The 13,475-nt window shown below is 68.1% G+C and carries 12 protein-coding genes; all 12 read right to left on the minus strand.

Annotated features, from left to right (window positions below; translation table 11 throughout):
- Position 1: 1 nt before the first annotated feature.
- Entirely contained in the window at positions 2 to 1,165 is a 1,164-nt protein-coding gene (locus CYR75_RS07960; protein WP_192876643.1) for a cytochrome D1 domain-containing protein, read from the minus strand.
- Positions 1,162 to 1,506 carry a c-type cytochrome gene (locus CYR75_RS07965; RefSeq protein ID WP_101499558.1) on the minus strand — a complete coding sequence of 115 codons (345 nt, stop codon included), beginning with the start codon at positions 1,504 to 1,506 and terminating at the stop codon, positions 1,162 to 1,164. Before CYR75_RS07965 ends, CYR75_RS07960 begins: the two co-directional genes overlap by 4 nt.
- Positions 1,499 to 2,308 carry a uroporphyrinogen-III C-methyltransferase gene (gene cobA / locus CYR75_RS07970; RefSeq protein WP_225972643.1) on the minus strand — a complete coding sequence of 270 codons (810 nt, stop codon included), beginning with the start codon at positions 2,306 to 2,308 and terminating at the stop codon, positions 1,499 to 1,501. Before cobA ends, CYR75_RS07965 begins: the two co-directional genes overlap by 8 nt.
- A 244-nt stretch (positions 2,309 to 2,552) precedes the next feature.
- Positions 2,553 to 3,197 (minus strand): ligase-associated DNA damage response endonuclease PdeM, encoded by a 645-nt coding sequence (pdeM, locus tag CYR75_RS07975; protein ID WP_404825344.1) that lies wholly within the window; start codon positions 3,195 to 3,197, stop codon positions 2,553 to 2,555.
- Positions 3,194 to 5,617 carry a ligase-associated DNA damage response DEXH box helicase gene (locus CYR75_RS07980; protein ID WP_225972644.1) on the minus strand — a complete coding sequence of 808 codons (2,424 nt, stop codon included), beginning with the start codon at positions 5,615 to 5,617 and terminating at the stop codon, positions 3,194 to 3,196. Before CYR75_RS07980 ends, pdeM begins: the two co-directional genes overlap by 4 nt.
- On the minus strand, positions 5,614 to 7,197 hold the full coding sequence (locus tag CYR75_RS07985) for a cisplatin damage response ATP-dependent DNA ligase (protein ID WP_101499560.1): 1,584 nt from the start codon (positions 7,195 to 7,197) through the stop codon (positions 5,614 to 5,616). The genes CYR75_RS07980 and CYR75_RS07985 overlap by 4 nt, the downstream gene beginning before the upstream one ends.
- The gene (locus CYR75_RS07990; RefSeq protein ID WP_101499561.1) at positions 7,197 to 8,201 is read right to left on the minus strand and encodes a ligase-associated DNA damage response exonuclease; all 1,005 of its coding nucleotides are present in this window, start codon (positions 8,199 to 8,201) and stop codon (positions 7,197 to 7,199) included. The genes CYR75_RS07985 and CYR75_RS07990 overlap by 1 nt, the downstream gene beginning before the upstream one ends.
- Positions 8,202 to 8,672 (minus strand): pyridoxamine 5'-phosphate oxidase family protein, encoded by a 471-nt coding sequence (locus CYR75_RS07995; protein WP_101499562.1) that lies wholly within the window; start codon positions 8,670 to 8,672, stop codon positions 8,202 to 8,204. It lies immediately after the preceding gene.
- A gap of 73 nt (positions 8,673 to 8,745) precedes the next feature.
- Positions 8,746 to 9,525, minus strand: coding sequence for an amino acid ABC transporter ATP-binding protein (locus tag CYR75_RS08000; RefSeq protein ID WP_101499563.1), 780 nt, complete (start codon positions 9,523 to 9,525; stop codon positions 8,746 to 8,748).
- Between the two features lie 9 nt (positions 9,526 to 9,534).
- On the minus strand, positions 9,535 to 10,989 hold the full coding sequence (locus CYR75_RS08005; protein WP_101499564.1) for an amino acid ABC transporter permease: 1,455 nt from the start codon (positions 10,987 to 10,989) through the stop codon (positions 9,535 to 9,537).
- A gap of 3 nt (positions 10,990 to 10,992) precedes the next feature.
- Positions 10,993 to 12,246 carry an amino acid ABC transporter permease gene (locus CYR75_RS08010; protein WP_225972645.1) on the minus strand — a complete coding sequence of 418 codons (1,254 nt, stop codon included), beginning with the start codon at positions 12,244 to 12,246 and terminating at the stop codon, positions 10,993 to 10,995.
- Positions 12,247 to 12,346: 100 nt separating this feature from the next.
- The gene (locus CYR75_RS08015) at positions 12,347 to 13,372 is read right to left on the minus strand and encodes an amino acid ABC transporter substrate-binding protein (protein ID WP_101499565.1); all 1,026 of its coding nucleotides are present in this window, start codon (positions 13,370 to 13,372) and stop codon (positions 12,347 to 12,349) included.
- Between the last annotated feature and the right edge of the window lie 103 nt (positions 13,373 to 13,475).

Raw genomic sequence — 13,475 nt, forward strand, 5'->3', positions numbered from 1 at the left:
GTCACAGCCCCATCCGATGCGCGCGGTCGGTGAAGAAGATGCCCGAGGGCGCGCGCGCCTCGATCTCGGCCAGCACCTCGTGGCTGCGGGCGTCGCGGATCTCGACCCGGTTCTCGTCACGCACCGACAGCCAGACCTCGCGGCCGCGCGGGGCGAATTCCATGTGCAGGACGCCTTTGCCCGGCGTCAGGGTGCGCGTCACCTTCCGCGTCATCACGTCGATGATCTGCACCTTGTCATTGTCCGGCGGCGCGAAATTCACCCAGACTTCGCGCTTGTCCGGGCGGGCGAGCGCAAAGACGGGCTGGCCGGCAAGTTCGGTCCGGCCGGTCTCGGCCAGCGTCGCGGCATCGACCCACAGCAGCTGGTGCAGCCCCACCGCCGGCAGCGCATAGACGCCATCGGCCAGCGTCCAGCCCTGCAGATGCGGCATTTTATACACCGGCATGTCCGGCTGATCGCGCCCGTAATCGGGCAGGAAGCGCGTGGCCTGCGGCGGGTCCTGCCACAGATCGACGGCGGTCAGGCCCTTTTCGCCGAACAGCCCGACGATATAGGTCCGCCCGTCGCCGGTCAGCAGCGCGTCATAGGGGTTGGCGCCGATGCCCTCCAGCCGGGTGATTTCGGGGTTGGCGGGATCGGCGGAATGGTCCAGCAGCCACACCTCGCCCGTGTCCCAGGTGGCGACCACGAAGCGAGAGCCGGGCACATCGGCGATGCCCACCGTCTTGGAGCCCATCGGGATGTCCGCCACCAGCGCCAGCGTGTCGGCGTCAAAGACCTTGACCCCGCCCGGTTCGTAATTCGACACCGCCACCAGCCGCCCGTCATCCGAGATCGCGCCGCCGATCGAGTTTCCGCCCTGAATGACGCGGTTGACGACGCTTTGGGTCAGCAGATCGACCTTGCTCAGCCCACCATCGCGGCCAAAGACAAAGGCGAAGCGTTCGTCGGGGGAATAAACTAGGCTGGCATGGGACAGATCGCCCAGGCCCTCGATCCGGCCGATGGCGGCGCGTTCGCTGCGGTCCACGACCAGAAGCGAGCCGGCCTCGCGTTCCACGATCAGCCCCAGATCGCCGGTGCCGCGCAGATCGTCGGCCATGGCAGGGCCGGTCAGCATCAGCACCGCCAAAGCGGCTGCGGCAAGCGCGCGCAAGGTCATTTCTCGTCCCCTTCCAGCAGATAATCGGCGATCCACAGCGCCTCATCCTCGGTCAGCAGCGGCCGCCAGGGTGGCATCGCGGTGCCGGGGATGCCGTCGAGGATCAGCCCGGCCAGATCCTGCGGGTCGCGGTCGGCCAGATCTTCGGGCGTGATCGCGGCCCCCAGCCCGCCGGTCATCCGCAAGCCGTGGCACGATCCGCAATCCTGCCGGACCATGTGGCGCAGCTCGTCCGCGCGGGCCTCGGGGATCGCGGTCGCGTCGCCCGACATCGCCGCCGCGGGCCAGCCCGGCACCAGCGCCACAAGGCAGACGGCCAGCAGGGTCCGCGTCTCAGTCATGGCTCGCCAGTTCCACCGCCGCGTTGAAATCGGGCGCAAAGCCGGCCGCCAGCGCAGCCGGGACCGGACAGGGCAGCGCCGCATCCTCGGCCAGCGCGGCGACATGGCCGATGATGAACAGCAGCGGCGCGGGCATGGGCCCCGGTTCCTGCCCGTTCGCCAGCCCCGCCAGATCGAAGCGGCGGCGCGTTTCCGACGGCGTTGTCGCGGCAGAGACCGCCAGCACCGGCAGCGCCGCGGGCATGCCGTGGGCGATCAGCCGGGTCGCGATGTCCTGGATATTCGCCCCGCCCATATAGACGACCAGCGTGGTGTCGGGATCGGCCAGCGAGGCCCAGTCGAGGTCCAGCGCCGCGTCTCGCGCCCGATGGCCGGTGACCAGCCGAAGCCCGGTGGCCAGCCCGCGATGCGTCAGCGGCAGGCGCGCCGAGGCCGCAGCCCCCTGCGCTGCCGTGATGCCGGGCACGTAATCGCAGGGGATGCCCGCCGCGCGCACGGCCTCGAATTCCTCGCCGCCGCGCCCGAAGATCGTCGGATCGCCGCCCTTCAGCCGCGCCACATGCAGCCCGGACAGCGCCAGTTCGACCAGCAGCGCGTTGATGCTTTCTTGCGGGACCGGGTGGCAGCCCGATTCCTTGCCGACAAAGATGCGGCGCGTGCTGGCGGGGATCAGTTCCATGATCTGATCCGACACCAGACGGTCATGGACCACCACCTCGGCGGTCTGCAGCAGCCGCAGCGCGCGGATGGTCAGCAGGTCGGGATCGCCCGGCCCCGCGCCGATCAGGTCGACGCGGCCCATGGGGCGCTGGCCGGCAGGCCCCCGGCGCGGCGAATCGGAATAGCCGTCGCGCATCATGCCGCCCTCGCCCTCTGTGCGACTGGCGCGCCGCAGCCCTGTCCGTTCCGATCTTGCATGGGGACACCCCGTCTGGCTGGATCATCTTTGCCCCGTGATGCCCCGTCGGCTCTGTCCGGGCCTTGACGTCGGTCAACGTCGCGGCGGAATCTTCACAAGCTGGCCAAGGGTTAGGGCGCGGCCTTCGCTAGCGCAGCGGCAATGGCAGCGGCAGCGCGCGGCGGCCGGTCAGCACCGCCAGCCCCGCCGGCACCAGCGCCCGCAGCACCGGCGCGTCATGCGCCAGCCCGCCGGTATAATGCCCGAAGGCGGGCAGGATCAGGTGGTCGCGCCCGACCAGAAACACCGGACGCGAGCGCCCGGCGAGGCTGAGCTTTGGGTGGTAATGCCCTGAAATGTCAGGCCCCTGCCCCGACACCGCGATATGGCGCAGGACCAGCCCGGCGCAGGCCCAGTCCACCGGCCCCGAGGCGACATCATGGTTCCCGGCCAGAAACAGCGTCTCGACCCGCGCCGCGATGGCGTCCAGCGTGGCGCGGTCGGTCTCGGTCAAGGCATGGGCCGCCAGATCGTCGTCGAAGATATCGCCCAGCAGCACCAGCCGCGCCGGGCGGGTCGCCGTCAGTTCGGCACCCAGCCGGGCCAGCGTCTCGCGCGTCTCGAATGGCGGCAGCAGCGTGCCGCCGCGCCGGGCCATCCGCTCGGACTTGCCCAGATGCAGGTCGGCCGCGATCAGCATGTCCTGATCCGGCCAGTAGAGCGTGCCCGAGCCGCGCGCCACCAGATGCTGCCCGCCAAAGCGGAAGCCGTATCCCGCCCCGCCCTCGATCACATCAGATCCGCAAGCCCGGCCTCGGCCATCAGGCGGGCGGCCTCGCGCTCGATCAGACGCTCGGCGCCCTCGCCCTCGATCCGCACCCGCCCAGCCTCGAGCAGCAGGGGCGCGGCCAACGGGGTGACATGGGGGGCGCGGGCGTGGACGATGCGCGGGCGGTCGGCCAGCATCTGCTCGATCCGACCGAAATCGACCAGGCCCCGCATCGCCTCGGTCCGGGTCAGGCGCAGCAGCAGGTGGTCGGGGTCGTGACGGCGCAGCGTGTCATAGATGATGTCGCTGGAAAATGTCGCCTGCCGCCCCGATTTGCGCTGCCCCGGCAGGTTGCGCTGCAGCAGCCCTGCCACCGTCGCCACGTCGCGAAAGGCGCGTTTCATCACCGCGTTCCCCGCCAGCCAGTCGGCCAGCCCTTCGCGCAGGCTGTCGGGGGCAAGGAAGGGCGCAGGATCATCCACCGGATCGACCGACCAGATCAGCACCGCGTAATCGCTGGCGATGAAGCCCAGCGGGCCAAGGCCCGCCTGCTCCATCCGCCGGGTCAGCAGCAGGCCCAGCGTCTGGTTGGCGTTGCGCCCGGCAAAGCTGTAGGCGACGAGGCAGGCCTGATCGCCGCGCAGGAACGTCTCGCAGGTCAGCGTGCCGGGCTGCGGCAGGACCGAGATCTCGCGCTGCAGCTCAAGCCATTCGCGGGTGTGGCCGGGCAGCGCATCCCAGGCGCCGGGATCGCCGATCAGCGCCAGCACCCGTTCCGACAGCCGGGTCGAGGTCGCCAGCTTGGTGCCCGAAAACACCGCGATCTTGGGCTGGCGCGAGGGGTTGGGCGTCACCTCGACCACCATGTCGCGCAGCCGGTCATAGCGCACCGTCTGCCCGCCCATCAGAAAGGTGTCGCCGGGCGAGAGCTGCGCGGCAAACGCCTCTTCGACCTCGCCCAAAGGCGCGCCGCCGCGCCCGCTGCGGCGGACCTTCAGCTTTTCGGTGTCGGTGATGGTGCCGATGTTCATCCTGATCGCGCGCGCTGCCCGTGGATCGCGCAGATGCCATAATCCGTCGCGCTGAACCAGCCTTTGCCAGCGGTCATAGGCGCGCAGCGCATAGCCGCCCGTCGCCGCGAAATCGAGGCAGTCGTCAAAGGCTGCGCGGCTGACCCCGCCATAGGGCCCGGCAGTGCGGATCTCGGCAAACAGCGCATCGGCGTCGAAGGGCCCGGCGCAGGCGGTCAGCAGGATCTGCTGGCACAGCACGTCCAGCCCGCCGGGGCGCCTAGCGTCATCCTCTCCATCCAGATCATGGGCGGCGACGGCTTGCAGGGCGGCCACGCATTCGATCACCTCGAAGCGGTTGGCGGGCACGATCCGCGCCCGGCTGGGGGCGTCGTAGCGGTGGTTCGCGCGCCCGATGCGCTGCACCAGCCGCTTGATGTTCTTGGGCGCGGCGACCTGTATGACCAGATCGACATCGCCCCAGTCGATCCCCAGATCGAGGCTGCCGGTCGCCACCACGGCCCGCAACGCGCCGGCGGCCATCGCCGCCTCGACCCGGGCGCGGGTCTCGCGGGCGAGGCTGCCGTGATGCAGTCCGATGGGCAGGTTGGCGTCGTTGACGGCCCACAGCGCCTGAAAGAACAGCTCAGCCTGGGCGCGGGTGTTGACGAAGACCAGCGTCAGCCGCGCGGCCGCGATGGCGTCCATGACGTCCTGCGCGGCGTGCCGCCCGCCGCCCCCCGACCAGGGCGGCGGGCGGGCCACATCCAGCATCGCGATGTCGGGCGGCGGGCCGGGATCGGCCTCGACCACGCGCGCGCCGCCCATCCACCGCGCCAGCGCCGGCGGGTTTTCCACCGTCGCCGACAGCGCCGCGACCTGCAGCCCCTGCGCGAGGCTGCGCAGCCGCGCCAGCCCCAGCATCAGCTGATCGCCGCGCTTGCTTTCGGCCAGCGCATGGATCTCATCGATTACCACCCGCTTCAGCGCGCCGAAGATCCTGGGCGCTTCGGGATAGGACAGCATCAGGGCGAGGCTTTCCGGCGTCGTCAGCAGGATCTCGGGCGGGTCGACGCGCTGTCTGGCGCGACGGGTCTGGCTGGTGTCGCCGGTCCGGTCCTCGATGCGGATCGACAGGCCCAGATCGGCCACCGGGCGCGACAGGTTGCGGGCGATGTCATGGGTCAGCGCCTTCAGCGGGCTGACATACAGCGTGTGCAGCCCCTCATGCGGGTCCTGCAGCAATTGCGCGAGCGTCGGCAGAAACCCCGCCAGCGTCTTGCCGCCCCCGGTCGGCGCCATCAGCAGCACATCGCCCTGCGCCGCCAGCAGGTCAAGCTGATGCGGATGCGGCTGCCAGTGCTGCGCGGCGAACCACGCCGCAATCTCGCGGGGCATGACCTCCGCGCCGAGCGCTTGCGCCGCCTCGCTCATGGTGTTTCGGGCGGCAGCATGGCGCGGAGCGTCTCGATCCGGTCGGCCTCGGCGGCGGGCTTGTCGTCGCGGATGCGGCTGATCCGGGGAAAGCGCATGGCCAGCCCGGATTTGTGGCGGGGCGAGCGGTTCAGCCCCTCGAACGCGACCTCGACCACCTGAGTCGGACGCAGCGCGCGGACCGGGCCGAAACGCTCGGTCGTGTTGCTGCGCACGAAGCGGTCCAGCCCGCGCAGCTCCTCGTCGGTGAATCCGAAATAGGCCTTGCCAACCGGCACCAGCTCATCCCCGTCCCAGACGCCAAAGGTGAAGTCGGAGTAATAGCCCGACCGCTTGCCATGCCCGCGCTGCGCATAGAGCAGCACCGCGTCCACCACCATCGGATCGCGCTTCCACTTGAACCAAGGGCCCTTCATCCGCCCGGCCAGATAGAGGCTGTCGCGGCGTTTCAGCATCAACCCTTCGATGATCGCGTCGGGCGGATCGGCGCGCAGCGCGGCCAGCGCCTGCCAGTCGTCAAAGGGCAGCAGCGGCGACAGGTCGATCTGCGGATCCGCGATTTCGGCAATGGCGGCCTTTAGCGCGGCGCGGCGGTCGTCGAAGGGCTGAGCGCGCAGATCCTCGCCCTTCCACAGCAGCAGATCATAGGCGCGCAGCAGGGCCGGGTGGGTGCCGAGCAGCTTTTTCGGCACGGTCTTGCGGTTCAGCCGCTGCTGCAGGTCGGAAAAGCTGCCGACCGCCTCGCCGCGCGTCACCAGCAGCTCGCCATCGATCACCCCGTCGAAATCGAGCCGGTCGAGCAGGTCGGGGAAACCCGCGCTGATATCCTCTCCCCGCCGGGAATATAGCCGCCGCACGCCCTGATCGGCCACCGCCTGCACGCGGATGCCGTCCCATTTCCACTCGGCGGCGAAATCGGCCGGATCAAGCTGGGCCAGCGCCTCGGCATCGGTGGGGGTGGACAGCATCACGGGGCGAAAGGGTGCGCGGGCGGCGGCCTCGGGGCGGTCGCCGCCCTCGGCCCAAGCGAAAAGGTCGAGATAGGGCGGGCTGAGGCCGTGCCAGATCTCCTCGATCTCGGTCAGGGGCAGATTGCCGAACTCGGCCAGCGCCGCCCGCGCCAGCCGGGCCGAGATGCCGACCCGCAGCGCCCCGGTCGCCAGCTTCAGATAGGCATAGCGTTCCGACGGCGGCAGCCGGTCCAGCTCGCCCGCGATGATGCCGGGCAGCGCAGCCTTGCCGCTGGTCTGCAGTTCGTGCACCAGATCGGGCAGGTCGGGGTCGCTGTCGTTGCGCCGCAGATCGTCGGGCGCGGGCCAGATCAAGGCGATGGTCTCGGCCAGGTCGCCCACGAAATCGTAGCTGATGGCGAAAAGCTGCGGATCGACGCGCTCGGCCACCAGCCCGCGCAGCAGCGACGGCGTCACCGCCCGCAGCTTCAGATCGCCGGTCAGCGCGGCCAGCGCCAGCCCGCGCTCGGGATCTGATGTCTCGCCGAAATATTCGGCCAGCAGGCGCAGCTTGCCATTGCGCTGCGGCGTGAAGGCAAGGCGTTCCAGCAGGGTCGCAAAGCGCCGCATCACTCGGCCTCGTCTTCAAAGCCGGCCAGATGCAGCGGGATCGCGACCCGGCCCTGCAGCTCGCACCAGCGGATCACCGCATCCTCGCGCCCATGCGTCACCCATGTCTGGGCGGGGTCCAGTTCGGTGATGGTGCGCGTCAGGTCCGGCCAGTCGACATGGTCCGAGATCACCAGCGGCAATTCCACCCCGCGCTGCCGGGCCCGCGCCCGCACCGCCATCCAGCCGCTGGCAAAGCAGATCACCGGATCGGGGAAACGCTGCGCCCATGTCGCCTCGAAGGCCGAAGGCGGCGCGAGGATGATCTGCCCCGCGAAATCCGCCTTGCGCATCTGATCGGTGGTGGCGGGACGCAGATCGCCCAGCGCGACCCCCTGCTGGATGTGGTATTCGCACAGCGCCAGCATCGCGCCGTGCAGATAGATCGGCCCCGTCCAGCCCCGCTCGCGCAGCAGCATGATGACCCGCTGCGCCTTGCCCAGCGCATAGGCGCCGACCAGATGGGCCCGTTCGGGAAAGCGGGCGACGGAATCGAGCAGCTTGTCGATCTCGGTCGCGGGGTCGGGGTGGCGAAAGACCGGCAGGCCGAAGGTCGCCTCGGTCACGAAGATGTCGCAGGGGACCGGCTCGAACGGCGCGCAAGAGGGGTTGGCGACGCGGGCATAGTCGCCCGACACCGTGACCCGAACGCCCTGCGTGTGCACGGCGATCTGGGCCGAGCCGAGGATATGGCCGGCCGGGTGAAAGCTGACGCGGGCATCACCGATCTGCGTCTCTCCCTGCGCGGGCTGGCGGCTGGCGGTGAAATCCTCGCCATAGCGGATCGCCATCAGGTCCAGCGTCTGCCGGGTGGCCATCACCGCGCCATGCCCGGCGCGGGCGTGGTCGCCATGGGCGTGGGTGATCAGCGCGCGCGGCACCGGGCGCTGCGGGTCGATGTAAAAATCGCCCGAAGGGCAGTAAAGCCCTTCGGGACGCGGGATCAACGGCGCAGGGGCCGACATTCAGAACTGAAGGGTGAAATTGCTGCCCAGATCAGGATGCTTGCCGGTGATCTGCGCGCGCGCCATCTGGTAGAGGAAGTTGATGGTGCCGCCCTCGCTCATCCAGACCTCGGCGCTGCGCGGCTGATACGAGACCAGCAGCACATCGTCGTCGCGCTTGCCATCCTCGAACCAGCTTGACGCCACCACGTTCCAGACCTCGTCCAGCTTCTCGCGGTCATGCGAGACCGAGAGATGCCCGGACACATCGGCGTAAAGCCCCTTGTCCTCGCTGGACAGGACCAGCCGCGCATCGGTGCCCTTGCTGGCCTCTTTCGCCATCGGGGTTTCCTTGGCGGTGATGAACCAGATCGTCTTGTCGCCCTCGACGAGGTTGGGGGACATGGGCAGATAACGGTCACCGACCTGCAGCATGCCAGCCTGAATACCCTTGAGACGGTCGTAGAATTCTTCCTTGCGGTCGGTCGTCATGAAACACCTCTTTGCTGAGTCGTGCCTCAACACCGCGCCACCGGGCGAAGTTCCCCGCCCGGCCACGCAATCCTCAGCGGTCGAGGATCTGGCTGAGAAACAGCTTGGTGCGTTCGGATTTCGGATTGTTGAAGAACTCTGTCGGGTTGTTCTGTTCGACGATCTGGCCCTGATCCATGAAGATCACCCGATCGGCGACCGCCTGGGCAAAGCCCATTTCATGCGTGACGCACAGCATGGTCATGCCGGTTTCGGCCAGCTCGATCATGGTGTCCAGAACCTCCTTGATCATCTCGGGGTCGAGGGCCGAGGTCGGTTCGTCGAACAGCATGATCCGCGGCTCCATGCACAGCGATCGGGCGATGGCCACGCGCTGCTGCTGGCCGCCGGACAGCTGGCCCGGATATTTCTGCGCCTGCTCGGGGATGCGGACCTTTTCCAGAAACCGCATGGCGATCTCGTCCGCCTTCCGGCGTGGCAGCTTGCGGACCCAGATCGGCGCGAGGGTGCAGTTCTCCAGCACCGTCAGATGCGGGAACAGATTGAAGTGCTGGAACACCATCCCGACCTCGGACCGGACCTTGTCGATGTTCTTGATGTCGCTGGTCAGCTCGGTCCCGTCGACGAAGATGCGGCCGGTCTGATGCTCTTCCAGCCGGTTGATGCAGCGGATCAGCGTCGATTTCCCCGACCCCGACGGGCCGGCGATGACGATGCGTTCGCCCGTGGCCACGGTCAGGTTGATGTCGCGCAGGACGTGGAAGGCGCCATACCACTTGTTCATCGACTGGATCTGGATGGCGGGCCGTTCGGCCGGGGCGGCGGGATCGGCGGCTGGGATCGGTTCGGACATGACGCCCCCTTAACGGTGTTCGCGGCTGAGCCGGCGCTCGAGATACATCGAGTAACGCGACATGGCGAAGCAGATGGAAAAGAAGATCGCGCCGACAAAGACGAAGGGCTCCCAATAGATGCCCTTCCAGGCGAAATCGGCGCGCACGAAATCCGAGATCCCCTTGAGCGGCTCGTAAAGCCCGATCAGCCCGACCAGGGTGGTGTCCTTGAACATGCCGATGAAGGTGCCGACGATGCCGGGGATCGAGATCTTCAGCGCCTGCGGCAGCACGATCAGCCGCTGCGCCTGCCAATAGGTCAGCCCCAGCGAATCGCTGGCCTCGTATTGCCCGCGCGGCAGCGCCGCCAGCCCGCCGCGAATGACCTCGGCCATATAGGCGGCGGCGAAGATGGTCACCATGATGATGACGCGCAGGATGATGTCGAAATTCGTCCCCGGCGGCAGGAAATAGTTGAGCAGCATCGAGGCCACGAACAGCAGCGTGATCAGCGGCACGCCGCGGATGAACTCGATGAAGACGACGGCGAAGATGCGGATCAGGAACATCTCGGATCGGCGAGCAAGGGCGAGCACGATGCCCAGCGGCAGCGACATGGCGATGCCCGAGACGCCGATCACCACGGCCAGCAGAAAGCCCCCGAACTCGCGCGATTCGACGGCGGGCAGCCACAGCGGCAGCGCCCGCGCCGCCGCCTGCGCCAGCGGCGCGGCCAGGAAGGCCAAGAACAGCACCGTCGCCGCGACACCGATCAGGGGCGCCAGCGCCGGCAACCGCGTCGCCAGCAGCCGCGCGATCACCAGCCCCACGCCGGCCCCCGCCAGCACCATCAGGGGCAGCCACAGCGTCCCGCCCCACAGCAGCCAGACCCCGGCAAAGGGGTAAAGCAGCGTGAACCACAGCAGCCCACGCGGCGCGGACCGGGCAAGAAACAGCGCCAGCGCGAACAGCGCCAGCGTGAAGCCCATTGCCGGCAGACCCACCCCCGCCACATACATCAGCGCCAGCGTCAGCAGCCCGCCGCCGACCAGCACCCGCAGCCGGATCGCGGCGCTGACCGAAAACAGCACCGGGGCCAGTGCGATGAACAGCAGCCCCATGGTCAGGATCGGGCGCCAGTATTCGGCGCGGGGATAGAAGCCGAACAGATATTGATGCCAACGCTCGCGGATGACGGCGAAACAGGCGCCGGTGGCATCCGGGCCCCAGGTGGCGGCGATGATCTCGCGGCATTCCTTTAGGCTGTCGGCGCGCCAGACGGCATGGGCGAACCACGGCCAGAAATGGCTGACCAGCAGCCAGATGATGATTAGCCCCAGCACCGTCAGCAGGCTGTTCACCCAGCCCGAGAACAGGTTCTGCCGCAGCCAGCCGACCGCGCCCTGCCCACCCGGCGGCGGCGGTTGCGGCGGCAGCATGGTGTCGCGGACAAAGGGCACGGTCTCGGCGTGGATCTCGCTCATCGCTCAGCGCTCCTTCAGGGTGACGCGGCGGTTATAGAGGTTCATCACCCCCGAGATGATCAGGCTGATCGCCAGATAGACCAGCATCATCAGCAGGATGCCCTCCAGCTCTCGCCCGGTCTGGTTGACCGTCGTGCCGCCCAGCGTGCCGCGCAGATCCATGTAACCGACCGCGATCGCCAGTGACGAGTTCTTGGTCAGGTTCAGATATTGCGAGATCAGCGGCGGCACGATCACCCGCAGCGCCTGCGGCAGGATCACCAGATTCATCGTCTGGCGCGGCCCCAGCCCCAGCGAGTAGGCCGCCTCGGTCTGGCCGCGCGACACGGCGAGGATGCCCGCCCGCACGATTTCCGCGATGAAGGCGCCGGTATACAGCGTCAGCGCCAGCCACAGCACCACCAGCGAGTTGTCGACGCTGATCCCGCCCTTGAAGTTGAATCCCGCCAGCGCCGGCAGTTCCAGATGCAGGCCAAAGACCTGCCACAGCACCACCGGCGGCACCGCGAACAGCGCCAGATTGATCCACCATGTGACCGGCCTGCGCCCGGTCCGGCCCTGTATCCGCCGGGCGCGACTGTTGATGGCAGAGCGGATCACCACCGCCGCGACCAGCAGCCCGATGAACATGATGGCGAGCCACGGAATATGGATGCGCCCCAGTTCCAGCACGCCGGGCGAGTGTTCGGCCACGATGGCGGGGATCGCGGTATAGCGGTTGGTCGGCGCGACCAGACCCAGGATCAGCTGGCGCCCGTCCTCGCCCTGATAGGCGCGGGGCGCGGGCGTGATCTCGGTGAATACTGCATAGATGATCAGGATCCACAGCAGCAGCGGGATGTTGCGGAAGGTCTCGACATAGATCGTCATCAGCCGCGCGAACAGCCAGTTGCGCGACAGGCGCAGCACGCCGGCCGTGATCCCCAGCAGCGTCGCCGCGATACAGCCAAGGGCCGAGACCAGCAGCGTGTTCAGCAGCCCGACGACCGCCGCCCGCAGATGGGTGTCGTCGCTGTCATAGGGGATAAGCTGTTGCGGGATGTCATAGCCCGCGCGGTTGAACAGGAACCCGAAATCGATGTCCTTGCCCAGCCGCGACAGGTTCTCGACCGTGTTTCCGATCAGCCACCAGGCCAGCGACATGACCAGAATGAAGACGATGACCTGAAAGGTAAGCGACCGGTAACGGCGGTCATAGATCAGCATGCCGGGGCGAAAGGGCGGCGCGGGCGGGGCAGCCGGAAGGCTGTCTGTCATCGCTGTCTCTCCGTGGCGGCGGACGCGGACGCTCCTGTCTGGTCAGGCGTGGCGGACGCGCAGGCAGCCCCGCGCGTCACGCCCGTGTTCCCGGCCGCGATCAGCGGAAGGGCATCGCATACAGCAGACCGCCCTGCGTCCACTGCGCATTCAGCCCGCGCGGCAGGCCGATGGGGGTCTGCTCGCCGATGGTGGCGGCGAAGATCTCGCCGTAATTGCCCGAGGCCGCGATGGCACGCTTGGCCCATTCCTTGTCCAGCCCGATCATCGCGCCCAGATCGTCGGTGGTGCCCAGCAGGCGCTGCACTTCGGGGTTCTGCGAGGATTTCGCCAGTTCCTCGATGTTGGCCGAGGTGACGCCGTATTCCTCGGCCGCGATCAGCGCGAACAGCGTCCAGCGCACGATATCGCCCCAGTTGTTGTCGCCGTGGCGCACGATCGGACCCAGCGGCTCTTTCGAGATGATCTCGGGCAGGATGACGTGCTGATCCGGGTTGGCAAAGGCCGCGCGGGTCGCGGCCAACCCCGAGGCGTCGGTCGTATAGCTGTCGCAGGCGCCGGCCATGTATTGCTGCTCGCCCTCGGCATTGCTGTCGATATTGACCGGGCGGTATTCCATGTTGTTGGCCTTGAAGTAATCGGCCAGGTTCAGTTCCGTCGTGGTCCCGGTCTGGATGCAGATGGTCGCGCCGTCCAGCTCCTTGGCCGAGCTGACGCCCAGCGATTTCGGCACCAGGAAGCCCTGCCCGTCATAGTAATTGACCCCCGCGAAATCGAGCTTAAGGTCGGTGTCGCGAGAAAAGGTCCAGGTCGAGTTGCGGGACAGCACATCGACCTCGCCCGAGGACAGGCCGGTAAAGCGCGTCTGCCCGGTCAGCGGCACGAATTTCACCTTCGAGGAATCGCCCAGCACGGCTGCGCCCAGTGCTTTGCAGAATGCGACGTCAAAGCCGGTCCAGTTGCCGTTCGCGTCGGGCGAGGCAAAGCCCACCAGCCCGGTATTGACCCCGCACAAAAGCTCGCCCCGGCTTTTCACCTGCGCCAGCGTGTCACCTTCGGCTGCGACACTCGCGCCGGCGACCAGCGCCGTCGCGGCGGCGACGCTGAAAAAGACGGATTTCCTCATGAATTTCCCTTCCCGTTGGGCGGTCGGCGCCGCCTGTTATCGCCGGACCTTGACCAGCCCGCTTGGCGATATTGTGACGATCACCGCCAACGCGTCAAGCATG

Origin of the sequence: Paracoccus jeotgali (assembly GCF_002865605.1) — a bacterium.
Classification (GTDB): domain Bacteria; phylum Pseudomonadota; class Alphaproteobacteria; order Rhodobacterales; family Rhodobacteraceae; genus Paracoccus; species Paracoccus jeotgali.

Excerpts from the sequence above, each read along its gene's own strand:
- CYR75_RS07960 (WP_192876643.1), bottom strand. The coding sequence starts at position 1,165 with ATGACCTTGCGCGCGCTTGCCGCAGCCGCTTTGGCGGTGCTGATGCTG.
- cobA (WP_225972643.1), bottom strand. The coding sequence starts at position 2,308 with ATGGGCCGCGTCGACCTGATCGGCGCGGGGCCGGGCGATCCCGACCTG.
- CYR75_RS07985 (WP_101499560.1), bottom strand. The coding sequence starts at position 7,197 with ATGCGGCGCTTTGCGACCCTGCTGGAACGCCTTGCCTTCACGCCGCAG.
- CYR75_RS08005 (WP_101499564.1), bottom strand. The coding sequence starts at position 10,989 with ATGAGCGAGATCCACGCCGAGACCGTGCCCTTTGTCCGCGACACCATG.
- CYR75_RS07965 (WP_101499558.1), bottom strand. The coding sequence starts at position 1,506 with ATGACTGAGACGCGGACCCTGCTGGCCGTCTGCCTTGTGGCGCTGGTG.
- CYR75_RS07995 (WP_101499562.1), bottom strand. The coding sequence starts at position 8,672 with ATGACGACCGACCGCAAGGAAGAATTCTACGACCGTCTCAAGGGTATT.
- CYR75_RS08015 (WP_101499565.1), bottom strand. The coding sequence starts at position 13,372 with ATGAGGAAATCCGTCTTTTTCAGCGTCGCCGCCGCGACGGCGCTGGTC.
- CYR75_RS07990 (WP_101499561.1), bottom strand. The coding sequence starts at position 8,201 with ATGTCGGCCCCTGCGCCGTTGATCCCGCGTCCCGAAGGGCTTTACTGC.
- CYR75_RS08010 (WP_225972645.1), bottom strand. The coding sequence starts at position 12,246 with ATGACAGACAGCCTTCCGGCTGCCCCGCCCGCGCCGCCCTTTCGCCCC.
- CYR75_RS08000 (WP_101499563.1), bottom strand. The coding sequence starts at position 9,525 with ATGTCCGAACCGATCCCAGCCGCCGATCCCGCCGCCCCGGCCGAACGG.
- CYR75_RS07980 (WP_225972644.1), bottom strand. The coding sequence starts at position 5,617 with ATGAGCGAGGCGGCGCAAGCGCTCGGCGCGGAGGTCATGCCCCGCGAG.